This is a genomic window from Lamprobacter sp. (genome assembly GCF_034860625.1).
Lineage (GTDB): Bacteria > Pseudomonadota > Gammaproteobacteria > Chromatiales > Chromatiaceae > Lamprobacter.
Window position 1 is genome coordinate 22,108 of record NZ_JAYESN010000023.1, and the last position, 19,441, is coordinate 41,548.

Genomic DNA, 19,441 nt, shown 5'->3' on the forward strand with positions numbered 1-19,441 from the left:
ACACCAGGAACCTCCCATAGCTTACGAGTCGACAGGCACCATTCAATCCCGTCGTGATACCAGAGCCGACCCCGACTCATCTTGTAATATTTCCCCTGCTGAAAAGCCTGTGCTCCCGGCGGAGTCCCGCTCACCCACGCACTGCTCGGCTGCACTGGCGCAAACGCTGCTGCTTTGAGATCGCTCATAGGTAATCCTCCAGTGCTCTCCAGGTGTGTGGGCCGACAACGCCGTCTCTTGTTAGCTCCTTTTGAAATTGGAACTGCCGAACGACACCTTGGGTAATAAACCCAAATATCCCATCAGGTGTCAGGACTCTTGTCCCTGACCATCGGTTCAAAGCCATCTGCAACCGCTGAACACAGGGGCCTTTGTCGCCTTCGCTGAGCGCGAGGACTTGGCAATCGTTGAATGGGGTGGGTTCGACTTCACGAATGCGGTCTTCGTAGTCAGGTGACTTGAACGGCTCGGATAAAAACAGCTCTCGCTCAGCCTGGCGTCGGAGCACTAGCCCCCTCATCACCTTTCCGCCACCACGATTCCATCGAAGCAGTTGATCTGCAGCACCCTGGTAATCGCCCGCGTTGAGTTTGGTCAGGAGGGTCGATCGGCGCAATGCGCCACAACCGACGTTGAACGCGAACGAGACTAGCGCGTCATACTGATTCTGGTTCAGCGGGACATCAACCGCGTCGGTGACGCAGCGCTCGAATTGTTCTAGGTCTTCTTGCAGTAGGTTCTCTGCTTCATCTTGCGTGATCGTGTCGCCCCACCTCACGCCTTTGGTGTGGCCGTAGCCAATGGTGATAACCCCGACGCCGTCGTCATAGGCTTGCAGCTTGACGCCCTCAAAGCGTTTGATGAGTTCGATTCCAGCTTCTGAGATGTTCATGCTTGCTTGGGTGCCCCGTGGTTTTGGTGGAAGTTGTTCTCGATTCTGGCATTTTTGCTGCTCAGTCATCCCCCACACCCCTGGCAGCGACGCGCCATTCTTTTGTAGTGATGCTCTGTCATTACTGACAGGGCGGTTACTGTTCTCTCGCCGTGCAAAAACCAGGCTGTCGTCATCAGCGCTCTCGACCTTGTTGCGTAATTCATCGGCTTATCTCCAATTAGGTAGCGCGATTCCGCCCAGCTAGCGGGTATACGGCAACGAAGCCGCGCTTCAGCATCTCGATCTCGCGATCTTTTTGCTCGATAACCAGCCTCACCAACTCTGCCGGTGCCGTCCCTGCAGGACCATGTTCTTCGAACATCCAATCAGACAAATCGAGGACGTTAACAACGTCGAAAAGCATGTTTTCAAGCTCTTCTTTAGTCCAGCAGCTCATCGGTTCATCTCCGCGCCCATTAGCATCGGCTCCAGGCTTTCTTGGTACGCCACTTCGTAATTCGCATCGGTTGCGCTAAAGATCGCGACGTTTTGGAATCGCCTGTCTAACTGTTCCCATGTCATTCTCTCATCTCCAAATTAGGCGGCAGCCTCGTCGTGTGTATCCACCCAGACCCTACAAGGGAAAGAATCACGCGGGCTGCCGTGTTCGTTAAGCCGCAGGAAAAGCAGCCCTCGCAATACCAATCTTTTAGCGGATTGGACCAATAGAGCTGAGCAGCTGACCATGAGTAGTCTTCGTAGCAGTCCGCGCATAAGTAGCGCGCGTCTGGTAGTGGCTTTTCGGGCGCGCTTTTCTTATCGAGCAGCGCGATGAAATCGTCGACCAGCTCTTGCTCTTCGGCAGTCAGAAGCTGCTTCCCATCTGCGCGTGACAGCTCGATTTTTCTAAGCAAATGCAGGATCGCCGCCGCGATATGGTGCTTGTTCACTGATCCACCTCCAAATACTGCGGGCAGTTATGCTGCTCGTTGAGCCGGACAGCCACGACCTCTCTCACTGCGTACATCCACGCATAAGGCAGCCCCTTTTCGGGCTCCCACTCGCAGGAAATGATGGCGTCTTCGTTTTCCAAATACTCGCCATATAACGGATCAGCGTATTTGCAGCCTCTGCAAGTCGTCATTCTTCACCTCCCACCAACGCTGCCCAGTTCGGTTAGAAGAACTCAGGTCGCGCTACGGCGCGCGCCAAAGCCATCAGTCCGGTCTGCAGATCAGTAGCGCCGATGCTAACCCATCGCTGGTCAATGTCTTTCATAGCTCGGAAATCATCGATAAGATTCCCCAGTTCTACGCCCTTTTGTTTGATGACATTCATTAAGTCAATCTCAGCCTGGCTTAGCTCGCGGTAACCTTTGATCTGTCTGTGTTGGTTTTCCATCGTGTTTGCCTTTATGTTGGCGGGTCGGGTTGTTGAGATTTTACCCATTCAAACTCAGCGGTTTGCGGGTTGTACCGGGCGCAGCCTTGCTCTATCGCCTCTTTTTTGTGGGTAGTGTCCGCTACCAACCAAGTAAAAACAGCGGTCGAAATGACCACGACTGCTAACACAAAGGCTGCGAAGTGCGTCGTGTCGTCTAGTGTGCCACTCGTATCAATCATCGTTTCTCTCCATTAAGCTTTGCCAGGAGTACGGGAACAGTTCTGCGACGACTCCATACACCTGCGTAGCGAGGTCTCGAATCTCAGCCTGTGCATGGGGATCAAGTCGCAGCTTGCAGATGCGGGCGTAGGCCATTAAGCTCGCGGTCTCGATCCATTGCGTTTCCATTGACTGCGGGAGAATCATGCGAGCTTGCTCGGGGGCCACCCCATCCCCAATCGCTTCCATGTAGGACCACTGAGCAAACTCTACGATGTTCTGATAGTTAGCCTGGGTTTTCTCCTCAATGGGTTGTGGGACAGCGTTACCACTCCCTTGCTTAATCGAGCCGTCTGGTCTGGATCGCCATTCATCGGGAATGAAGAACTTGGGTTCATCATCGACGTACCTGCGGCTCACTTCGTTGCGAGCCACCCCCACATTGGAGCGAAACCATTGACGGGCGACGAAGATCGGTGCCGTGATTCGGAATTGAATCTGTGGGTGGAAAAACGGCGACGCGTGCCCATTGCGGGCGAGGTAGTTAATGAGCTTAATGTCCTGCTCATCGAATCGATCTTTCCATTTGCCCATCGAAACGCGAGCAGCATTGGCGACCATCAGGTCGCTTCCTAGTGATGCTAACAGTTCAGCTTTCATTCTTCCCCCTATAGATTGTGCGGTGCCCCTGCATCCAGAGCGATGTCTGGGAGCACTTTGCTCGCGTCGTCAAACGATGCCAGCCCGAAATCGACCAGTGACCGGGCCGTTTTGCGCTCGTACTCAGACTTGAGTGGGATGTACCGGGTGCTGGGGTCACCGCAACCGTTCAGCCAATAGCGCCGCTCGGCCTGGATCAGCCGATACAAAAGCCCCATCTGGGCGCGTGACATGGACATGCGGTTAGTCCTGCAGGTGGCACATCGCGAACAACGTCGCGCAGATGACGACGCCGATTGTGACGCCGGCTAACACACCTAAAATAAACATCTCAACCTCCTACAGCAGACAAAGAAAAGCGCCTTACGGTTGTATCCCATCCAGACGTTAATCTTGATGACCGCAAGGCGCCGTGCCTGATCACGCCAGCGTGTGGAGGAGCTGTTGCAGTTCCTCGTCTGTACACTCGCTAGCGAGCTGTTGAGCCCACGGTGACAGTCAAGCTGCCTCCCGCTCCTCTTCCAACTCCTCAAACGCGCAGTAGTCCGCGATGATGTTGATCGCTCGCGTCTTGCTGGCACCCTCAAGATTCTTGGCTGCAGCAAACGCCTCGGCGCGCTCCAGGTATGCCTTGCGGTGCATGTGGATCATCGCCTCTTGCTTGGAGGCGAAAAACTTACCGTCTGGGGTGCGGAAGGATTTGACTTCTTCAATCATGGTGTAAACCTCTAGTCTGAGTGGTGCCGGCGTACTGCCCCGACACGCATAGACTAACACAAAGATAACATAATGCAACCCGTTAGTTCTTGTCGCCTCGCCACCCTCTGTTTGCTTTCGCACTCTTGGGCTTGAGGTTGCTCTTAGCGTGGCTGCCACCTTGTCGCACAGGCACCGTATGGTCCAGGTCAATGCCCTTTGGACGAGGCTTGCCTTGCTTGTCATAGCGGTCGTAGCGTGCCCGCTCCAACGCCGCCCGCCGCTCCTTCTCGGCGGGTCGAGCGTTGTATTTTTTCTGGTAGGAGGCGCGTTTTGGCCCTCTTGCGTTAGCCATGGGCTGGCTCCTCCAGTCGTGCGGCGACATCCGCTGTTTTTGCCAAGCGTCGCCTCCCGATCTTGTAGGTGGGGATGGGGAATTGCTCCGAGGAGATCGAGTTGCGGATGGTTTTGGGGCTCATCTTGAGCACGTCCGCAAGATCATCAACCGTCATCGTGAGCCCGTACCGCTCTGTAAGTTCTTTAATCATCTGTAAGCGTCCATCTGAGTGACGTTGCTGGTCTCGTTGGGTGCGCTGAGCGCCGAATCATCCGGCAGCTTGATCTCCCAACACCGTTGGCCTCCCATATTACCAATTTTTGTGCCCGCTGTTAGACGATACACCTTTGACATATTGGTAACACACCCTAAGTCCTTCGCCGCATCACGGAACACGGAGTAGTCCTCCCCCGTCGCCGAGCACCATCGTCGAACCGCCTTCACGGTGATGTAGAGCGTGTTCGAGTCGGTCAGGTAGCGGCCAATAATGTCCTTGTACCTGGGGGCGGGGAAGTCGGGATTGACGACGCAGGGGCGCTCGTCGGTGTTTGTGATGAGGGTTTGCGGCAGCAGCTCGGAGATCATGCGGGTGAAACGACTCTCGACGTCCTCATCGCTCTCTCCAACGGTGGCGCGCAGTATCTTCAGCTGGCGCTGAGCAAAGCGCTCCAGGGCGTGCATGTCGAAGTTCACCAGGCCGAGCTTCTTGGCGATCAGACCGGCAAAGATCGTGCACGCTGCCGTGAGAATCCAGAAACGCGCATCCGTGGCGCTGTCGTACTTCTGGAAGCGCTCGATGAGCTTGCCGATGGACTCCTCGACCTTCTCGCGGTGTTTGACGATGTACTGGATGAACTCGCGCCCGATCAGCCCGTGATGCTTCTCCAGCTTGTGGATGGTGCGTCGGTCGCCCGGGTCAAGCGTGACAGGGGGCATCCGAATCTCAAACACGCGAGCGATCATGGGGCCGGCGTTGACCAGTGAGGTGATCATGGTCGAGATCAGGGAGCGGTTGGCCGTGGTGTAGATGATGCTCTGCCAGTTCTTTGTGGAGTTGTCGCGCAGCCCGCCGTCTGCCGATCCTTGGAGCTTGGCCAAGCCGGACGCGGCCTGATAGAGGAAGGTCGACGTGCGCTTGGCGTCCCAGTTCGTGGTCTCATCGACCATCGCCGGGATGTGGTGGCGTTCCCCAAACATGGTGTAGAGCGCGTACTCTGTTGCGCCCTCCGAGTAGGCCATCTGGCCGTTGGCGTTTGGGTTGCCCCACAGGCTCATCCCGACCTTGCAGACGGTTGTTTTTCCTGTGCCCGAGACCGGACTCCACAGGGCTAATGGAACCCCAATCCACCCTTCGTGAACTAACGGTATCAGCGCTGAACCTAACGAGGCTAACAACGCAAACTGATAGGCTTCCATGCCGGGGCGGTTGTACAGCTCGTCGATCAGATCGATGTTGGTCTGCAAGTCACCACGCGGCTCGTGAGCTGGGGCGCTTTTCTGCAGGGCCTTGTTCAGCGGGGCCATCTCTGCGACCACCTCGCCCGCCTCATTGCGGAAGAAGCGGTCCTTGCCGAGTAAGAAGCTGCCGTCTGCCTGCCAGCCTTGCTGGCGTAGCAGCTCGCCGAGCGCCTGGTTCTGGCGCATGGTGTCGTACCAAGTCTTCATATAGCGTGTGAGTTCGTTGGGGTTGTGACTGACGATGCCGGCACGACCACCGAGCGCGGTTTGGAGTGTGATGCCACCGGCTGAGATCGCCGAGATGCGGATGTCCGCTTCTTCATCGACGCCGGGGCGAACCCGTGAGATCACGCGCGCCCAGTGCTCGCCCTCCTGGTCCTGGAAGATCGCCGCAATCCGGGGAAACGCTGAGCAGAACAGCTCATCTTCGCGGTCAGGGTGTTTGCGGTACAGCCCGCGCCGAACCGGGTCGAAGGCATAGTCCTTCTCCATACCGGGAAGCATGGGGGGGATCGCTTCGCCCGCCTGGTCCTTCTCTGCATGGGCAACATCGTGCCCGAGTTGGATGGGTGAGGTGACCTTGAGGGCGCAGCCGTCGCAGAGCCCGTTCGACTTGCCTCGGAAGTTCTCGCAGGTGGAGGGACCACGGAACTCGGACTGGGCCTGGGCAAACTTGCTGTCGAACTCTGCCTCATCGAACCCGGAGAAGCCCGCAGACCACGCTCTCGCCGTCTCCTCGCCGTTGATCACCGTGTCTTGGCTGAGCACACCCAGCGCGGCATACCAGAGGGGTTCATCCTGCAGCGAGCCTTGGGTGTCGCGCATCGAGCCGAACACCGCGCAGCGATCGGCCATCTTCTCCGGGTTGCAGTCAGGATAGATGTTGGCGGTCAGATCGCTGTTGTCCACACGGCTGCGAGACCGAGCCCTACCGCCGCGCATCTTGGCCCCGGCTTTGTCGATCAGCCCCTCCGCTTGGAGGGTGGCTTTCAGCGCCGCCTGGAAGGCTTGCAGGTCGATCGGCTCCCCGGGTGAGACACGCTCAACGATCTTGACGTCTTTGGGGTTGCTCTTATCCTTCCAGTTCTTCGTCCCTGGCACGCGCAGTACAGAGGACATATCCTTGGTCCTGGACTCATCTGGGTGGACGCCCGCCCACTCCAGGCAGGTCTCCAGGGCGCAGGCTGAGCGCTTCCACACCTTGGCCGGCAGGGCGTCGGGCAGGCTCCAGTAGACGTGCAGCCCGTTGCCACTGCTCACGACCCAGCTCGGGAGGGGAATACCGATGGCTTGGCAGCCGTTGTAGAGGCTGGTGAACGCGGCCTTTTGGTCGGGGTACTGCTTGTCTGGGCCGCAGTCGAGATCGAGCCAGAACGCTTTGAGTTCGTCGACGTTCTCGTGCGTTCGCCAGTGGGTCTTTCCAGCTTCGTCGACGTAGCTTTCTTGGTGGAAGCTGGCCAGCGCGAAGTAGACATCCTCCTTGGACTTTGAGGCCGTGCGCGCCAAGAGCGCGAGATCATCCAGATCGGTCGCGCTCTCGTGCTTCCACCAAATTTTTTCAGGGTCGTCTCGGCGGGGCTTGGGGAGGGTGAGAAAGTGCCAGCCGGTGGAGGGGAGAACGGAGCGGAAGAACTCGGTTGTCGTGGTCATTAGCGGTCCTCAGCAAAGGCTTCGCCCTCCTTATCGTCCTCCATCAGAGAGGACAGCATCGCGACCACGCGGACGTCGATCTCGGAGGGGCGCAGCCCTTTGTCTCTGTCGATGGGTAGTGAGTGGTTCTCCAATGATAGACGAACCGCCCGCATCAGGCGATTGGCCCTCTCTTGCAGCAGGTGGTGTGGATTGTGCTGTCCAGTCAACCACTTAGCGGCGGTCATGCGGTGCACGTCCATCAGCACAGCCACATGGCGCGGCCCCAGGCCGGCGCGTCGAAGCAGGTCTGCGCTCCACATCTGTTCGTTGGTGTTCATAAGTGTTCTCCGGTGGGAAGGGGCGGGCCTTTTATCGTCTTGCCCAGGACTGCGCGGGGTCAACCGCTAGTCGTCAAACCCCTCCAGGAGACCGTCCAGCCCGCCGTCATCGGCCTTGGCCTTGGCCTTCGGCTTCTCCTCGACTTCTTCCTCGTCGCTCTCCTCGGGCTCAGGCTTCGCCTTGGCTTTGGCCTTCGGCTTCTCCTCGACTTCCTCCTCGGGCTCGGGCTTGGCTTTCGCCTTGGCCTTCGGTGTGGCCTTCGGTGTGATCGCCTTCTCGACCTCCTCGATGCTGGGGGCGTCCTCGTCATCGTCGACTTCCGGCGCCGGCTCACCTTCGACCTCGCCGGTCACGCCCAGGATTTGGTCCACGAGATTGCTCTCTCGGACCTCCTCGATCTCTTCCAGCGTCTCCTCTGGCACGAACCCGAGCGGCTTGAACAGCAGCTTCGGCGTCGCCTCTTCGGCGTCGAACTGAATCTTCGTCACGACGACGTGATAGGGCACATTGCGCTTGGCCAGCTCGTTGCCGTAGATGTTGAGATTCTTCAGGCTCGCCGCAGGCACCCGCAGCAGCATCGGGTCGTTGATCGCATCCACCGGAGCCACCGCCAGGCGGCGCGACTGGCGGCAAGCCGGCCCCTTACCCTGGACGAAGACAGCGTGCTTGCAGGCCGCACAGGTCTTGGATTGAGGGCTCTCGACAGAGGCATCCGGCTTGACAGAGTCATGCGAGAAGCAGTCCGGGCGATCGGACTTGCCCTCCTCGAACCCCGCCTTGTAGAACACCCGCCCCAGGTGCTTGGAGGCCCGCAGGATGACGACGGCGACATTGCTCGCCACCTCGTCCGGGTCGTGGCGGCTGCGCAGAATCTTGCGATCCTCCTTGGAGCGCACCACGGTCCAGGTCTTGCCCTTGATGGACAGGAAGGGGAAACTACTGCCAACGCCTTCAGTCAAGTCCTCGTTGGACACCTTGGAGGCGTACTTCTTGAGGTAGGCAGGCAGCTTGCTGTCAGAATCGAACGGGATGATTTGAGTGGCCATATAGACTCCTAACGCGTTAGTTTGAGCGTCGAACATTGACGACGGCGTCACGATGGACAGACACGCCCGGTGGCAGGTCTTGGTGCTCTTCCAGGAAGGTCTCGACATCTTTCTTGGCGGCGCGGGATTCGAGCAAGCCCCACGCCTCGTTTTCACGGACATAACCCAGGAACTTGTCCCGGTCCTCGACTTTGACGGAGGTTCGGATCGAGCGGTAGCAGGTTCCGGCTGAGGTCTTGATGGATTCCGACCCGGCGCTTTCCAGCTGCTCCATCAACAACTTCTCGATCTTGGACAGCGCGTTGTTGATCCGCGCCATCACGGCTTTTTGCTCGGCTGCAATCTCCTCTTTCTTGTCTCGGATCGCGATGTAGCGATCAATAAGATCATGCGTATTCATAGCAAACCCCGTTATTTAAGGTGCAGTGTAGACTTACATCATAGGCGTGTCAACCTCATTTTTTGAACATATCTAACAAAACCCCCTGCATGTTAGTCTTTGCCTTGAGGCGGCTGTACATGGTCCGCTCCAGCGTGGTGCCTTGAAGGTGGACGATGAGCTGGCTGTGCTTCTGTCCAGGGCGAGTGATTCGAGCATTGGCTTGCTCGTAGACTTCTGCGGACGTGACCGGGGCGAACCAGACGATGACTGAGGCTGCCGTCAGGGTGAGGCCGTGCGACATCGCCGCAGGCTGAGCGACAAGCAGCTGGTAGGTGTCGCGCTTCTGGAACCCCGAGAAGACCTCGTCGCGTTGGGTCTTGCTGACGCCACCGTGGATGACGCCAACAGAGTAGCCCCTGGAGAAGATGTCCACGATCTGGTCGAGCGCTGCGCGAAACGGTGAGAACACGATGACCTTGGAGCTGGCCTCCTCGATGATCTCCCGCAGCGCAATCAGACGGTGTTTGGGTGGGCACAGGATGATGCTCTCTTCCTCGCCACGAACCGCCCCCGAAGCGATCTGAACCAGCTTCATAGCCTTGACGCCCTCGTTGACAGCGGTCACCTCCTGGCCTTTCCACTCGGTCTGCAGCTTGACCAGCATCTCCTTGTACATCCGCTCCTGAGCCGTCGTCAGCGCCGCCTCGCGGCTTTCGTACATCACAGGGGGTAGCGAGATGCAGTCGTCTCGGGCATAGCGGATCGCCGGCTGCATGGCTTCGTGGACAATCTGAGAGGCTTCCGGTCGTGCCACCCACTTGTACTGCGTCGCCTGCTGCATGGTCCGGTCCCGGAATCGGGAGAAATACTGTGGGACGGTCTCTGGCGTGATCAATCGGCATTGCGCCCACGCATCTGTCGGCTCGTTGGGTGTCGGCGTCCCGGTCATCCCCCACACATAGGGCACCCCTTCAACCAGGCGGCGGTAGGCTTTCCAGCGCTCGGTGCCCGCGTTGCGTGCGGCCTGAGCCAGCTCGTCGATGATGATGAGCCCGAACCGGTTCGCCGTGAGCGCGTCGAGAATAACCTTTACCCCATCATGGTTAATGATGTAGATGTCGGCCTGACTGTTGAGCAGGTCCAGGCGCTTCTGTTTCGTGCCGTGCAACACGACCGCCTTGAGATGAGGCAGGTTGAAAAACACCTCATCGGCCCAGGTGCGCTCGACGGTGGAGAGCGGCGCGACGATGAGCATCTTCCCCACAGCGCCTTCCTGACGGAGGAAGTCCGCCGCCCACAGTGAGCTGAGCGTTTTTGCTGTGCCCAAATCATTGAGGCAGTACGCCCGAGCGTGGCGTGTCAGGAAACGAGCGGTCTCTTTCTGGTGCTCCCACGGCTGCCACCCGCCCTGGATCGGCCAGTCGTAGTAGTAATCGATCGGATCGGGAGGCTCGAAGCCGAGGTTGCGCAGCAGCCTGCACTCGGGGGTTCGATGTGGCACCACCGTCAGGGTCTTGCCTTGGTACTCGATGGTGCCGGATGTGGGAATGATGTTGGTGACTTTCTCAGGGTGGCGAAGGTGTAGGACCACCTTGCCCTTGCGAACGATCATAGAAGAACCTCCAGTTGTTGGACATCATCCACCACCAGGGCCGTGCCTCCGGCCTGGTTGATCTGACGGATTTCTCGGTCTTGGTTGGCGGTGGTGTTCGCGCGCTTGCCGGGGGCCTTGACTTCGATCGCCACCAGGCGTCCGTTGAGGTGTGGCAGGCAGGCAATGATGTCAGGGATGCCGACCCGCCCGCGTCCGTTCTGCGAGGGGAAGTAGTAATAGGCGTTGCGGGCTTTGAGCCATTGCTCAATCGCCCGCTTGACCTTGCCTTCAGGCGTCGTAGCCATATTTCTCGGAGATAGCGGCGTGGAGCGCTAACAAGTAGCGCCGCAGTAAGTCAATCTTGTCAGCGGGCTCGCTGTAACCCGCATCAGTTGCCTCGGCTTCCCAGCAGACGGGCGAGTCTTCATAGCCGGGAATCTCTACAACCAGTGGTAGCAAGGAGTTGAGTTTGTCCTCGACCTCATCCATCTCCCGGTACAGCGCATCCACATGCGTTTCGGCTTCTTCCAAGCGATCCACCGTCTCGACGATGAAGGGGTTTGTTGACGGGCTGATCTTGCACTGCGCCTGGTAGACAAGCTGGCTCGTCGGCAAGTGAGAGAGTGCCGTCTTCCCGGTGTGGCGACGAATGCTGTCGAAGGGGTGCTCAAGATTCACGATTCATAACCTCCGTTGTGAGGGCAGGTAGTAACAGGGCACCAGTGCTTGCATAGTCCGGATGGACGCTCTGGCCAGGTGCTTGCGTCAAACGCTTGCTTCATGCGTTTGACCCTTGGTAAAAACCGCTCCCAAATCTCAGGGATGTCGGCTCGGGTAAATTCTTGTTTGTCGACGTCGTTGTTCTTCAGCCAGACGAATCCTGTCACTACTCGCTCTAGCTTTGGCCAGACGTGCATGGCCAAGGCGGAGAATAGTTGGAGTTGGTCACTGTCGAGTCGGCGCTTTCCTATCTTCCAGTCAACAAGCAGCGCCTTAGTCTCCTTGATCAAGCCTAAGTCGATGACACCACGGACCCAGGCTGTCTTACTAAACCAGTCTGTCTCACAGAAACGATCATCAAGACATATCTGACGCTCGACAACGGTCTCCGTCGAGTCGTCTGCCTTACTGAGAATGGCTTTTATCATAGTTTCCCAGCCTTCTGAGGACTGGGAGACGGTCGAGCCATCCGTGGCTGTGACCTGGATCAATTTCGGGATCGGTGTTCCACGCGAAACACGCAGCTCAAGGCACTTGTGGGCCGCGTTACCCAGTAACAGCGGAGCGCCTTGAGGCTCGACGATGGTCTTTGCGACCCGCGTCTCGTAGTAGCGTCGAGGGCAGGTCTCGAACGCTGTTAGGGAGCTGTAACTCCACGCAAACGGTTTGGACATTTATACACCTAACACCTTGCGAGCCGCTTGCTCGTCACCATTCAACGCATCCTCCAGCTGCGCGTCGATCTCATCCCAAAACTGCTGAACCAGCTCAGGCGAGCGTGTCCCTCCCCGCTCAACAAGCCATTCTTCCTGCACCACCATCCACCAGGCTTGGGTCTCTGAGCGGAACTCGTCCTTCTCCTCGGCGCTCATCAGGCGCCGGTCCAGGCGCTGCTTGATCTTGATGGCCGTGTTCAGCCGGCGCCGGCGCTCGGCCATGTACTGGCGCTGGTAGGCAGTCTTGCGATCTTCTGGGTGACGGCGTCTATAGTAGCGGTCGCATAAACCAAACACATCGTCGACCACGTCGACGGGCTTCTCTCTCACGAGCGTCACAAGGGGGTCGAGGACGAAGTAGTCGTCCTGAAACCCTCCATGCGGCGTCTTGGCCAGGGTGAATATCTCTTGCTTCAGCTCATTGTAGTTGTCCTGCTGTAGTAGGAACTTCAGGGCCTGTCTGACTTTCTTAGCTTCTAATGTCATGCTTCGTCTCACTTACTAAACTACAAGGTTTGACAAACCTATATAGAGTAGTCTACAAGCAAGACAAGTCAAGCCTAACTTACTTAGCGGCTCCGTAAGAGTCTGCGACGTCGCCCTCGGAGAAGACGACTAGCTCAGGCCACCAGGTCGGGGATGTCGACAGAGTTGTGTTGACGAGCTTGAACATCTCCTCGGCGTCCTCCTCCTTGACAACATAGATGATTTCGTCGTGAACCGTGTGAGCCAACGGGTACTGACGCCCCAGATCGGTCTTGGCGATGCTAAGAATCGCATCGACCATCACTTGTCGGCTCAGGTGACTCACCAACTGCTCACACATTTTTCCGCCGAAGAGATGCGCGCGCTTACGCGGCGTCTTCTGGTACGTCCAGCCGCCATCATCCTCCAGCTTCAGGCCGGGGTAGTGGATCAAGGTGTCGTAGGGGAGGAACCGGATGCCGTGCTTCTCGGTCTGGAACAGACCCCACGAATCCAGGGTGTAGCTTTCGCCCCGAGCGATGTCCGGTATGGCGTCCTGCAGAATCTTCCAGCCAGAGGCGATCTCAGAGAAGTGATCCCGCCAGCCGTAAACCGCCTCCTTGGCTTCTTGCTCAGACATGAGCAGCCCAGAGTTGCGAGCGGTGTTTTGGAACTTCTGCCAGCCCGTCTGATACCCCAATGAGAGCATGCACAGCTTGGCGTAGCGGCGTTGCTCCTTGGTGACCTCCTCCGGCTTGCAGTTGTAGACACGGGCGGCATAGGCCCGGTAGAGATCAGCCTGAGCGTTCTCCTGATAGAGACGCATGGACTCCGGGACTTTCCACAGGAAGTGGTTCACGCGCAGCTCGATGCCGCTGAGATCGGACACGACGATCTTGTAGCCAGGTGGTGCGATCAGGGAGTTGCGTAGGATGTCGGTGGGTTTGGGGTTGTCGGGGTCTATCCGAGGGAGGTTCTGGCACTGGCCGCAAACAAAAACTCCATCATTATGGCGAACAAGAATGTAGCTGGACTCCACACTTGCACAATACACAGTCCCAACAAACTCGCGAACGGTGACGTCGGTCGCTGTAGTGATTGAGGTATGCTTCGATGCGCGTCGGTGCAGTACCCAGCGATCTTGGCAGTTAGCACTGCTGCCCTTCGGTGGGGGGTAGACCCTCACCCTCGAAGCGTGCCCCGTCAAATGCCAGAGCGTCGCCGCCCACAAAGCATCCTCGCGGTTCGCGGTGCAAAAATTGGGGCTACCCCCATTGTGGTGGCTCCATCCATCCCAATGGATAATCTCCTCTGATGCGGCCAGTAGTGCCTCCTGCGACAGCTGAAGAAGCCACCGGCCTAACCCTTTGCTAAACCTGGAATCCCTAAAGTGAAACGTCGTCGTAAGCTGTGAACCCGAGTGTCCCTGTTGAGGCGTCTTTTCACGCTCGAAGAAACTAACACCACAACGAACCAGCAAGTCGCGAAGCCGCTGCGCTTTTCGTGCTTTGCGAAAGCCGAAGTTGATCATTCCTCTGCTGTCCACATAGCCGTCTGCCGCAATCGCAACCATTAATCTGGTCTCGTCCGGAGAGTAGAGGCTGTTTGGTGCCCCCTCCCACACACCTCCAAGCGGGATGTTGTCCAAGCCGCTGTGCGTCGCAATCCAGTCTGCCGTTCGCTCCTTGATGCCGGTCTTGGTGGGCGGGCAAGAAACGAAGCGGTGGTCAGGCGTAAAAACACCTGATACAAACCGAGAGTTAATCTCCACAACATCGCCCTCGTGCGGCTTCGCTAAGTAGCCGGGCGTCTCTTCAAACGTCAGCCTGCCGTCTGGCCACCACTGCATGATTGGTTCTCCTCGCCATTCATCAAAGCGTCGCCAGCCTTGGCGTGTTAGCACTTCTGTGTCGCCACCAAAACAGTTGCCCCCCGCCGTGCCCGACCAGCGCCAGGTTTGATCCGCCCCGCAGTATCTGAGAGGCACCGGCATCCGCCCATCAGCGCGCACCGTGTCTAGGAACCAGGCGATGCGGGACTCCAGCAGGGTGCTCTTGACCTCCAGGCGAACCTCCGCCGCGTGGCGGATCAACTCGTTGGGGTGCTCCAGCAGATCAGCCATCCCCCTGTCGGTCTTGGCCAGTGCGGGGATCGACTTGCCTGTCGTCGGGCTGATCTTCATCGGGCAATCCACACCTTGCGCCCAGAGCAAGTCTTTGAACTTAGCGGCGCTCCCGAGCATCTTCTTCACGCTGGGGATGTCGGGCTCGCCCAGGCGGGCGGCGAGGTCTTGCAGGCTTTGGAGCCGGCGCTTCTGCTCGCTCTCCTTGGCAATCTGCAGAGCCGCCTCGTTGAGGTGAAACTGCGGCTCCACGAACATGCGTGTCGTAATGTCAATGAGTTTCATTTCCCGGCTTGAGGTCATCGGACGCAAGCGCTTGAACAGCTCATAGGTGATCTCGACGTCGAGCTTGTTGTACTCACGCATGGCCTCGACTTCCTCGGGCGAGAAGTCTTCCAGGTGCTTGCCCTTGGTGTTGGTCGCCTCCAGTGACCCCTTGGCCTGCAGGCCGAATTGCTCAGCCAGCGCCTTCAGTGAGCCTCCCACAGCCTTGGCATAGTGTGGGCGAGCCATGGCCAGGGTGCAGCCCCACGCGGCTGGGCGGACGTCGTAGACCCAGGCGGCGATCAACGCGTCGAACTCGGAGCAGTTCCCGGTAATCCAAACCGCACCCTCCCGCCTAACAAGAAAAGCCTGTGAGGGCACCGCCACACAATAGACGAAGCCGTCGTAGTCAATCTCTTCAGGTCGATACAAAGTTTTGACTCGGCCCCGCTTTCGCATCGTACCCGCTGCGACCTGGCGACCAGGCTTTGCCCACTTTGATGTCATGTCGGAAACCGCGTGCTTGAAGCCATGGCCATTGAGGCAGGCCAAAGTCTGAAACCACTCGGCGGTTTCTAAATCGCACATACTAAAAGTGTGGCTTGTCTTGCCACCCCAATCGCTGCCATCCCAATACTTTGTCTCCTCAAGAATAGCTCGCTGGCTTTCTGGGGGGATCGTAAGAATAGACTGGCTTAGTTTTTTCTTGCTGCCAATCAACGCCTTAATGCGATGCACCGCTGTCTGATTCCGACTCACACGGAAGCAGTGAACGCCGGCGCGAGCAGCGTAGCTGTACCTCAAACCCATACTGTCCAGCAGCGCTGTAAGCCTGTGAACCTTGCGCATTTTTTTGAATCCGAACTGCATGGCACCTCCAGCGGTCCACGTTCCGTCCGCTCGAAAAGCCTCCAGCAATCGTGCTTCGTCTGTGGTCAAATCTGTTGTGTGGAAACCGATCAGCCGGTCAGCTGCCGAAGGCACGTAAGGTCTATTGGGAGACATCGTTGCCAACTCAGCTGCCGTACTCACGCGCCATTCACTTCCCCCACCACTAGGCTGCCAGTAAATGCGGTGATCTGGCGTGTAGACGCCCTTATGGAAGTTGGAGTCGTACTTCAGCATTTTGCCCGCGTGATGCCGCTTAACAGGCTTGTAGGACACGAACTCGGCAGCTCCGGTATTGGCGTCCCACTGAGCAATTTTCTCAGAGCCGTCGAGCTGATCGAAACGCACCCAGCCGTCGGGCGTTAAGACTTCGTGGTCTGGAGTCAGACAGTTGTGCCCGACCATCAGGCACTTCTCCCAGGGGATGGCCCGCATGGCCTTCCCGACGTCGTCACCGAAAAAGACCTTGGTCGGCTTGTCGTCGACCTTGAGTGCGACAGAGATCACCTCGAACTCGGGGTGATCAAGATATTGCATTGGTGTGAGCTTGCTCAGCGTGACGTCCTTGTCCCAGTACGTCTCAAAGTCAAGTGTGACTAAGTGCTTGATCATTCGTTGCTCCTAGAAGTTGTTAGTCATCATATCTTTACTTTGCGGGTGCGTCAACCCTTAAAGCTAACGCACCCTGCCTGCTAGTAGTCCCAGTCAGGCTCGATGAAGTTGTCGCGAGCTAACTCGTCTAACATCCGCTCGGCGACGGTGTTGATGATCTCATCCAGGGTTTCGGTCTCGTGCGGCTTGAGCTTGGTGCGAATGGACTCAAGGCTCCAGGCATCCAGCTCATCGGCCTTCTCGCCGATGGTGTCCAATCGGGCTTCCCACAGGGCTTCGCTGTGGGCGTAGTTGCGTGCGGCGAGGTCGTTGTAGCAGGGCATGTTAGGCATGTTTATTCCTCTTGGCGATCTGGAGCCATTCCGTGGTGTTGGACGGGTCCATGACTTCGTCGGTGATGAGCGCTACCTCATCGGGTGTGAGCTTCGGGAACAGCGCCTTGACCAGGTCATAGATGGCATCCCGTCCTGGGTGCTGGAGCGAGTCGAAGATGTCGATGACGCGAGTCAGCTGGCCGAATTGGTCGACTCGGAGTGCTGTGGCTCGGTCACCATCTCTGAATTGGATGTTGTGGACTTCGGTAATGGGCATGGTTAGATTTCCTCTTGGTCGGTCTCGGTCTGGTTTTCCGGCGCTGGCTCGCGGCGCTTGATGCCTGCCAATGCGTCTGCGAAGTCGTCGAGGATGAGCCTCGGGATTGGACGGTACACAGCCAGGGCATCAGGGTGGAGTTGGCTTGGGTCATTAGCGCCGGCTGGGTGCGCGACTGGTTCAGGGCGTGGTCGCTCATTTGAAGCTGCATGGCTATTCAATCTCCTCTGGGTTTTGGAGCGGTGCGATCCACCATTGCTCCAGGTTTTCTTCTGCCCACACAATCGCATCGCCTATTGATTGGAATGGACCGTAATAAGCAAACCCCTCGACGGGGTCACCGCTAATAACTAATTTCATCTCATTCCTCCTCTACACAGCAGTCGTATTCACCAGCGGCATAGCCCTGGTGATAAGCGTGGAAGTCACGCCACTCGCCGTGGAACGACGCGGGTCGGTTAGCTAGGGCATCGACATAACCCCGGTCGTAGGGGGCCATGCTTCTGCACTCTTGGGCGGTCTCTTCGCCTTCCTGGTAGCCCGCTGTGTAGGCGGGGAAGAAGCAGGCGAGGCCGGAAAAGCTCGGCGCGGCGCCGTTGAGTCCGTCGTCGTAGCCGATGTGGAAATACGCCAATTCAGATGAGCCGATCATGCGGCGTCCTCCAGGTGGATGATGTGAGGGTTGTCAGCCAGTAGCTCGCGGACGTAGTCGTCACTGGTGAGATAGTCGTGCTCGTCGCTGAGCTGCTTGTAGAGATCGCGCATCCGGGCGCGGCAGTAATCCATGATGTCTTCCTCCAAGCTGTCCTGCTCGTCGTGGAACTGGGCGATCCAGGTCTCCCAGTGAGGCTCGACCATCGGATGCTCCCGGTCATAGATCAGGTCCAGGTCGTCCTCGATGTCCAAGTGGCCCCGGACGGTGTACTCGTGGCTGTAATGCGTGTTCGTGCGCTCCAGCTCGAAACACCAGCTCACCTCGTCGTGAGCCAGCATCAGCATGGTGAAGGGGTACAGCGCCGGGTCAGAGTGCCGGGTGATCCAGTCTGAGAGGCAAGGCACCACATTCCCGGAAAAGCTCGCACCGTCGCCTTGAGAGCAGAACCCTGAGAACTGAATATCCTTGGGGTTGATGTCGAGTCCCTGCTCTTTCTGCTCCTGGACGAAGCACTCGATGGTGGACTCGTACCACCAGTTGTCCAGGACGTCGATATAGCGGTGCTCGTCGATGAGCGCTTGAGGGATGTCTTCGGGTTTCATGTTAGTCCTCCAGGAAGATCGTCCGACCGAACGGCGCCGGCCAGTTAGGGCTGGTTGAGAGCGTGAGATGTGGCCACACGATCGCTTCTGCCGATGTCCAAATCACCATCCCATCGGTAAAGCAAATGACGCAGTCCGGCTCCAGACCGTGCATCTCGATGGCCTTGGGTACGCAGTGGTAGTCCGTCCCGCCGCCGCCATAGGGGGTTGCGTTCTCGATGTCGTCCAGGTCTTCGATCTGGACCAGCACCGCCTCGGTGTCCCACCAAGCGATCCACAACTCGCGCGGAGCCAAGTCCTCGAAGATCGCCCGGGTCTCGGACAGGAACGCGTTCAGCTCCTCCTCAGAGATCGACCCCGAGGTGTCGATGGCGAGCACCGCGCAGTCGAGCTGGAACCCATCCCGAGCGGGAAGGACCAGCTTGTTCGTCACCAGCTTGCGTTTGTTGAACTTGCGGAAGCTCAACTCATCCCGACCCGAACAAGCTGACACGAACTGACGGAGTTCCTGCTTCCATGGAATCTTGGGCTCCAAGAACTCACCGAGCGCCCGCTCCAGGGCTCCGGGCATGTTGCCTGTCTCCTTGGCCACGGTGCGGGCCTTGTGCACCGCCTCACGCATCGCCTCCTCCTGCTCGGGGGTGGCCGGCTCGCTTGGCAGGTGCTCATCCATGGAGCCGTTGTCGGGGTCGCCGGGGTTGCGCCCCTGACCGCCCTCTTCACCCTCGTCTTCTTCGGGCAGCTCCATGTAGACGGTATCCCACGTCTTCTCTGCATCAAGCTGATACGGTCGGTGCAACGCGATGCTCGGCTTGCGTCCGATCCGGGACTCCACCAGGACGTCGTTGATGACGTAGTCCATGGCCTTGTTGGCCCGCTTGTCGTCCCAACGCTTCATGTCCATGCCCATGCCACGCTGACGGTAGGCGGACGCCCTGGGGATGTGGTTGTAGGCGACGTGCAAGACCTCATGGCAGAGCACGAACACGCGCTCAGGCAGCGGCAGCGAGAGGAACCAATCCCCGACGACGATCTTCTTGCCATCGGTCGCCGCTGTCGGCGTGCTTGGCTCATAGATCAGGTCGCACTCCTCCATCAAGAGGACGCCAAAGAACGCGGTCTTGCTGTTGGTGACCACGGCGCTGGCCACCTCGATCAAGCTGTTAGGGAGTTGTAGGCTCATCGT

At 58.2% G+C, this 19,441-nt stretch carries 27 protein-coding genes; all 27 read right to left on the reverse strand.

From position 1 onward, the window contains the following. Nucleotides 1–184 precede the first annotated feature (184 nt). The 27 genes from VBE63_RS08275 to VBE63_RS08405 all read right to left on the reverse strand — a co-directional run bounded on the left by VBE63_RS08275 (nt 185) and on the right by VBE63_RS08405 (nt 19,438). Nucleotides 185–961 (reverse strand): glycoside hydrolase family protein, encoded by a 777-nt coding sequence (locus VBE63_RS08275; RefSeq protein WP_323682541.1) that lies wholly within the window; start codon nt 959–961, stop codon nt 185–187. A gap of 151 nt (nt 962–1,112) precedes the next feature. After that, on the reverse strand, nt 1,113–1,331 hold the full coding sequence (locus VBE63_RS08280) for a hypothetical protein (RefSeq protein WP_323682542.1): 219 nt from the start codon (nt 1,329–1,331) through the stop codon (nt 1,113–1,115). A gap of 121 nt (nt 1,332–1,452) precedes the next feature. After that, nucleotides 1,453–1,824: a hypothetical protein gene (locus VBE63_RS08285; protein WP_323682544.1), complete on the reverse strand. Its 372-nt coding sequence runs from the start codon at nt 1,822–1,824 to the stop codon at nt 1,453–1,455. Further along, the gene (locus tag VBE63_RS08290) at nt 1,821–2,018 is read right to left on the reverse strand and encodes a hypothetical protein (RefSeq protein WP_323682545.1); all 198 of its coding nucleotides are present in this window, start codon (nt 2,016–2,018) and stop codon (nt 1,821–1,823) included. The genes VBE63_RS08285 and VBE63_RS08290 overlap by 4 nt, the downstream gene beginning before the upstream one ends. A gap of 32 nt (nt 2,019–2,050) precedes the next feature. Beyond that, nucleotides 2,051–2,275, reverse strand: a complete 225-nt coding sequence (locus VBE63_RS08295; RefSeq protein WP_323682546.1) for a hypothetical protein — start codon at nt 2,273–2,275, stop codon at nt 2,051–2,053. Between the two features lie 11 nt (nt 2,276–2,286). Further along, nucleotides 2,287–2,496, reverse strand: a complete 210-nt coding sequence (locus tag VBE63_RS08300; RefSeq protein WP_323682547.1) for a hypothetical protein — start codon at nt 2,494–2,496, stop codon at nt 2,287–2,289. Continuing rightward, nucleotides 2,489–3,136, reverse strand: coding sequence for an FAD-dependent thymidylate synthase (gene thyX / locus VBE63_RS08305; protein ID WP_323682548.1), 648 nt, complete (start codon nt 3,134–3,136; stop codon nt 2,489–2,491). The genes VBE63_RS08300 and thyX overlap by 8 nt, the downstream gene beginning before the upstream one ends. Before the next feature lie 8 nt (nt 3,137–3,144). Then, nucleotides 3,145–3,375 (reverse strand): hypothetical protein, encoded by a 231-nt coding sequence (locus VBE63_RS08310; RefSeq protein ID WP_323682549.1) that lies wholly within the window; start codon nt 3,373–3,375, stop codon nt 3,145–3,147. Nucleotides 3,376–3,634: 259 nt separating this feature from the next. Further along, nucleotides 3,635–3,853 carry a hypothetical protein gene (locus tag VBE63_RS08315; protein ID WP_323682550.1) on the reverse strand — a complete coding sequence of 73 codons (219 nt, stop codon included), beginning with the start codon at nt 3,851–3,853 and terminating at the stop codon, nt 3,635–3,637. An 82-nt stretch (nt 3,854–3,935) separates the two neighbouring features. Then, nucleotides 3,936–4,187 (reverse strand): HNH endonuclease signature motif containing protein, encoded by a 252-nt coding sequence (locus VBE63_RS08320; protein WP_323682551.1) that lies wholly within the window; start codon nt 4,185–4,187, stop codon nt 3,936–3,938. Further along, nucleotides 4,180–4,380 carry a helix-turn-helix domain-containing protein gene (locus VBE63_RS08325; RefSeq protein WP_323682552.1) on the reverse strand — a complete coding sequence of 67 codons (201 nt, stop codon included), beginning with the start codon at nt 4,378–4,380 and terminating at the stop codon, nt 4,180–4,182. Before VBE63_RS08325 ends, VBE63_RS08320 begins: the two co-directional genes overlap by 8 nt. Further along, a complete protein-coding gene (locus VBE63_RS08330; RefSeq protein WP_323682553.1) occupies nt 4,377–7,277 on the reverse strand; it encodes a DUF927 domain-containing protein in 2,901 nt (966 codons plus the stop codon). The genes VBE63_RS08325 and VBE63_RS08330 overlap by 4 nt, the downstream gene beginning before the upstream one ends. Beyond that, nucleotides 7,277–7,597 carry a hypothetical protein gene (locus VBE63_RS08335; RefSeq protein ID WP_323682554.1) on the reverse strand — a complete coding sequence of 107 codons (321 nt, stop codon included), beginning with the start codon at nt 7,595–7,597 and terminating at the stop codon, nt 7,277–7,279. Before VBE63_RS08335 ends, VBE63_RS08330 begins: the two co-directional genes overlap by 1 nt. A gap of 66 nt (nt 7,598–7,663) precedes the next feature. Continuing rightward, on the reverse strand, nt 7,664–8,644 hold the full coding sequence (locus tag VBE63_RS08340) for a hypothetical protein (RefSeq protein ID WP_323682555.1): 981 nt from the start codon (nt 8,642–8,644) through the stop codon (nt 7,664–7,666). 16 nt (nt 8,645–8,660) lie between these two features. Continuing rightward, nucleotides 8,661–9,044: a hypothetical protein gene (locus VBE63_RS08345; RefSeq protein ID WP_323682556.1), complete on the reverse strand. Its 384-nt coding sequence runs from the start codon at nt 9,042–9,044 to the stop codon at nt 8,661–8,663. 55 nt (nt 9,045–9,099) lie between these two features. After that, a complete protein-coding gene (locus VBE63_RS08350; RefSeq protein ID WP_323682557.1) occupies nt 9,100–10,638 on the reverse strand; it encodes a DEAD/DEAH box helicase in 1,539 nt (512 codons plus the stop codon). Continuing rightward, a complete protein-coding gene (locus VBE63_RS08355; RefSeq protein WP_323682558.1) occupies nt 10,635–10,925 on the reverse strand; it encodes a VRR-NUC domain-containing protein in 291 nt (96 codons plus the stop codon). The genes VBE63_RS08350 and VBE63_RS08355 overlap by 4 nt, the downstream gene beginning before the upstream one ends. After that, nucleotides 10,909–11,298, reverse strand: coding sequence for a hypothetical protein (locus VBE63_RS08360; protein WP_323682559.1), 390 nt, complete (start codon nt 11,296–11,298; stop codon nt 10,909–10,911). Before VBE63_RS08360 ends, VBE63_RS08355 begins: the two co-directional genes overlap by 17 nt. After that, the gene (locus VBE63_RS08365) at nt 11,295–12,014 is read right to left on the reverse strand and encodes a PD-(D/E)XK nuclease family protein (protein ID WP_323682560.1); all 720 of its coding nucleotides are present in this window, start codon (nt 12,012–12,014) and stop codon (nt 11,295–11,297) included. The genes VBE63_RS08360 and VBE63_RS08365 overlap by 4 nt, the downstream gene beginning before the upstream one ends. Further along, nucleotides 12,015–12,542 (reverse strand): hypothetical protein, encoded by a 528-nt coding sequence (locus tag VBE63_RS08370; protein WP_323682561.1) that lies wholly within the window; start codon nt 12,540–12,542, stop codon nt 12,015–12,017. Nucleotides 12,543–12,621: 79 nt separating this feature from the next. Further along, nucleotides 12,622–16,407: a DNA polymerase gene (locus VBE63_RS08375; protein ID WP_323682562.1), complete on the reverse strand. Its 3,786-nt coding sequence runs from the start codon at nt 16,405–16,407 to the stop codon at nt 12,622–12,624. Nucleotides 16,408–16,487: 80 nt separating this feature from the next. Next, on the reverse strand, nt 16,488–16,739 hold the full coding sequence (locus VBE63_RS08380; RefSeq protein ID WP_323682563.1) for a hypothetical protein: 252 nt from the start codon (nt 16,737–16,739) through the stop codon (nt 16,488–16,490). Beyond that, nucleotides 16,732–16,998: a hypothetical protein gene (locus VBE63_RS08385; protein ID WP_323682564.1), complete on the reverse strand. Its 267-nt coding sequence runs from the start codon at nt 16,996–16,998 to the stop codon at nt 16,732–16,734. Before VBE63_RS08385 ends, VBE63_RS08380 begins: the two co-directional genes overlap by 8 nt. 213 nt (nt 16,999–17,211) lie before the next feature. After that, complete coding sequence (locus VBE63_RS08390) at nt 17,212–17,358, reverse strand: hypothetical protein (RefSeq protein ID WP_323682565.1); 147 nt, start codon at nt 17,356–17,358, stop codon at nt 17,212–17,214. A gap of 1 nt (nt 17,359) precedes the next feature. Next, nucleotides 17,360–17,650 (reverse strand): hypothetical protein, encoded by a 291-nt coding sequence (locus VBE63_RS08395; protein WP_323682566.1) that lies wholly within the window; start codon nt 17,648–17,650, stop codon nt 17,360–17,362. Beyond that, complete coding sequence (locus VBE63_RS08400) at nt 17,647–18,255, reverse strand: hypothetical protein (RefSeq protein WP_323682567.1); 609 nt, start codon at nt 18,253–18,255, stop codon at nt 17,647–17,649. The genes VBE63_RS08395 and VBE63_RS08400 overlap by 4 nt, the downstream gene beginning before the upstream one ends. A 1-nt stretch (nt 18,256) precedes the next feature. Continuing rightward, complete coding sequence (locus tag VBE63_RS08405; protein ID WP_323682568.1) at nt 18,257–19,438, reverse strand: DUF2201 family putative metallopeptidase; 1,182 nt, start codon at nt 19,436–19,438, stop codon at nt 18,257–18,259. Nucleotides 19,439–19,441: the final 3 nt, after the last annotated feature.

Coding starts and splice junctions, on each gene's coding strand:
- VBE63_RS08275 (WP_323682541.1), bottom strand. CDS start 961: ATGACTGAGCAGCAAAAATGCCAGAATCGAGAACAACTTCCACCAAAA.
- VBE63_RS08370 (WP_323682561.1), bottom strand. CDS start 12,542: ATGACATTAGAAGCTAAGAAAGTCAGACAGGCCCTGAAGTTCCTACTA.
- VBE63_RS08375 (WP_323682562.1), bottom strand. CDS start 16,407: ATGATCAAGCACTTAGTCACACTTGACTTTGAGACGTACTGGGACAAG.
- VBE63_RS08340 (WP_323682555.1), bottom strand. CDS start 8,644: ATGGCCACTCAAATCATCCCGTTCGATTCTGACAGCAAGCTGCCTGCC.
- VBE63_RS08355 (WP_323682558.1), bottom strand. CDS start 10,925: ATGGCTACGACGCCTGAAGGCAAGGTCAAGCGGGCGATTGAGCAATGG.
- VBE63_RS08295 (WP_323682546.1), bottom strand. CDS start 2,275: ATGGAAAACCAACACAGACAGATCAAAGGTTACCGCGAGCTAAGCCAG.
- VBE63_RS08300 (WP_323682547.1), bottom strand. CDS start 2,496: ATGATTGATACGAGTGGCACACTAGACGACACGACGCACTTCGCAGCC.
- VBE63_RS08320 (WP_323682551.1), bottom strand. CDS start 4,187: ATGGCTAACGCAAGAGGGCCAAAACGCGCCTCCTACCAGAAAAAATAC.
- VBE63_RS08395 (WP_323682566.1), bottom strand. CDS start 17,650: ATGATCGGCTCATCTGAATTGGCGTATTTCCACATCGGCTACGACGAC.
- VBE63_RS08390 (WP_323682565.1), bottom strand. CDS start 17,358: ATGAAATTAGTTATTAGCGGTGACCCCGTCGAGGGGTTTGCTTATTAC.
- VBE63_RS08280 (WP_323682542.1), bottom strand. CDS start 1,331: ATGAGCTGCTGGACTAAAGAAGAGCTTGAAAACATGCTTTTCGACGTT.
- VBE63_RS08345 (WP_323682556.1), bottom strand. CDS start 9,044: ATGAATACGCATGATCTTATTGATCGCTACATCGCGATCCGAGACAAG.
- VBE63_RS08335 (WP_323682554.1), bottom strand. CDS start 7,597: ATGAACACCAACGAACAGATGTGGAGCGCAGACCTGCTTCGACGCGCC.
- VBE63_RS08365 (WP_323682560.1), bottom strand. CDS start 12,014: ATGTCCAAACCGTTTGCGTGGAGTTACAGCTCCCTAACAGCGTTCGAG.
- VBE63_RS08330 (WP_323682553.1), bottom strand. CDS start 7,277: ATGACCACGACAACCGAGTTCTTCCGCTCCGTTCTCCCCTCCACCGGC.
- VBE63_RS08310 (WP_323682549.1), bottom strand. CDS start 3,375: ATGTCCATGTCACGCGCCCAGATGGGGCTTTTGTATCGGCTGATCCAG.
- VBE63_RS08405 (WP_323682568.1), bottom strand. CDS start 19,438: ATGAGCCTACAACTCCCTAACAGCTTGATCGAGGTGGCCAGCGCCGTG.
- VBE63_RS08350 (WP_323682557.1), bottom strand. CDS start 10,638: ATGATCGTTCGCAAGGGCAAGGTGGTCCTACACCTTCGCCACCCTGAG.
- thyX (WP_323682548.1), bottom strand. CDS start 3,136: ATGAAAGCTGAACTGTTAGCATCACTAGGAAGCGACCTGATGGTCGCC.
- VBE63_RS08315 (WP_323682550.1), bottom strand. CDS start 3,853: ATGATTGAAGAAGTCAAATCCTTCCGCACCCCAGACGGTAAGTTTTTC.
- VBE63_RS08385 (WP_323682564.1), bottom strand. CDS start 16,998: ATGCCCATTACCGAAGTCCACAACATCCAATTCAGAGATGGTGACCGA.
- VBE63_RS08380 (WP_323682563.1), bottom strand. CDS start 16,739: ATGCCTAACATGCCCTGCTACAACGACCTCGCCGCACGCAACTACGCC.
- VBE63_RS08400 (WP_323682567.1), bottom strand. CDS start 18,255: ATGAAACCCGAAGACATCCCTCAAGCGCTCATCGACGAGCACCGCTAT.
- VBE63_RS08290 (WP_323682545.1), bottom strand. CDS start 2,018: ATGACGACTTGCAGAGGCTGCAAATACGCTGATCCGTTATATGGCGAG.
- VBE63_RS08325 (WP_323682552.1), bottom strand. CDS start 4,380: ATGATTAAAGAACTTACAGAGCGGTACGGGCTCACGATGACGGTTGAT.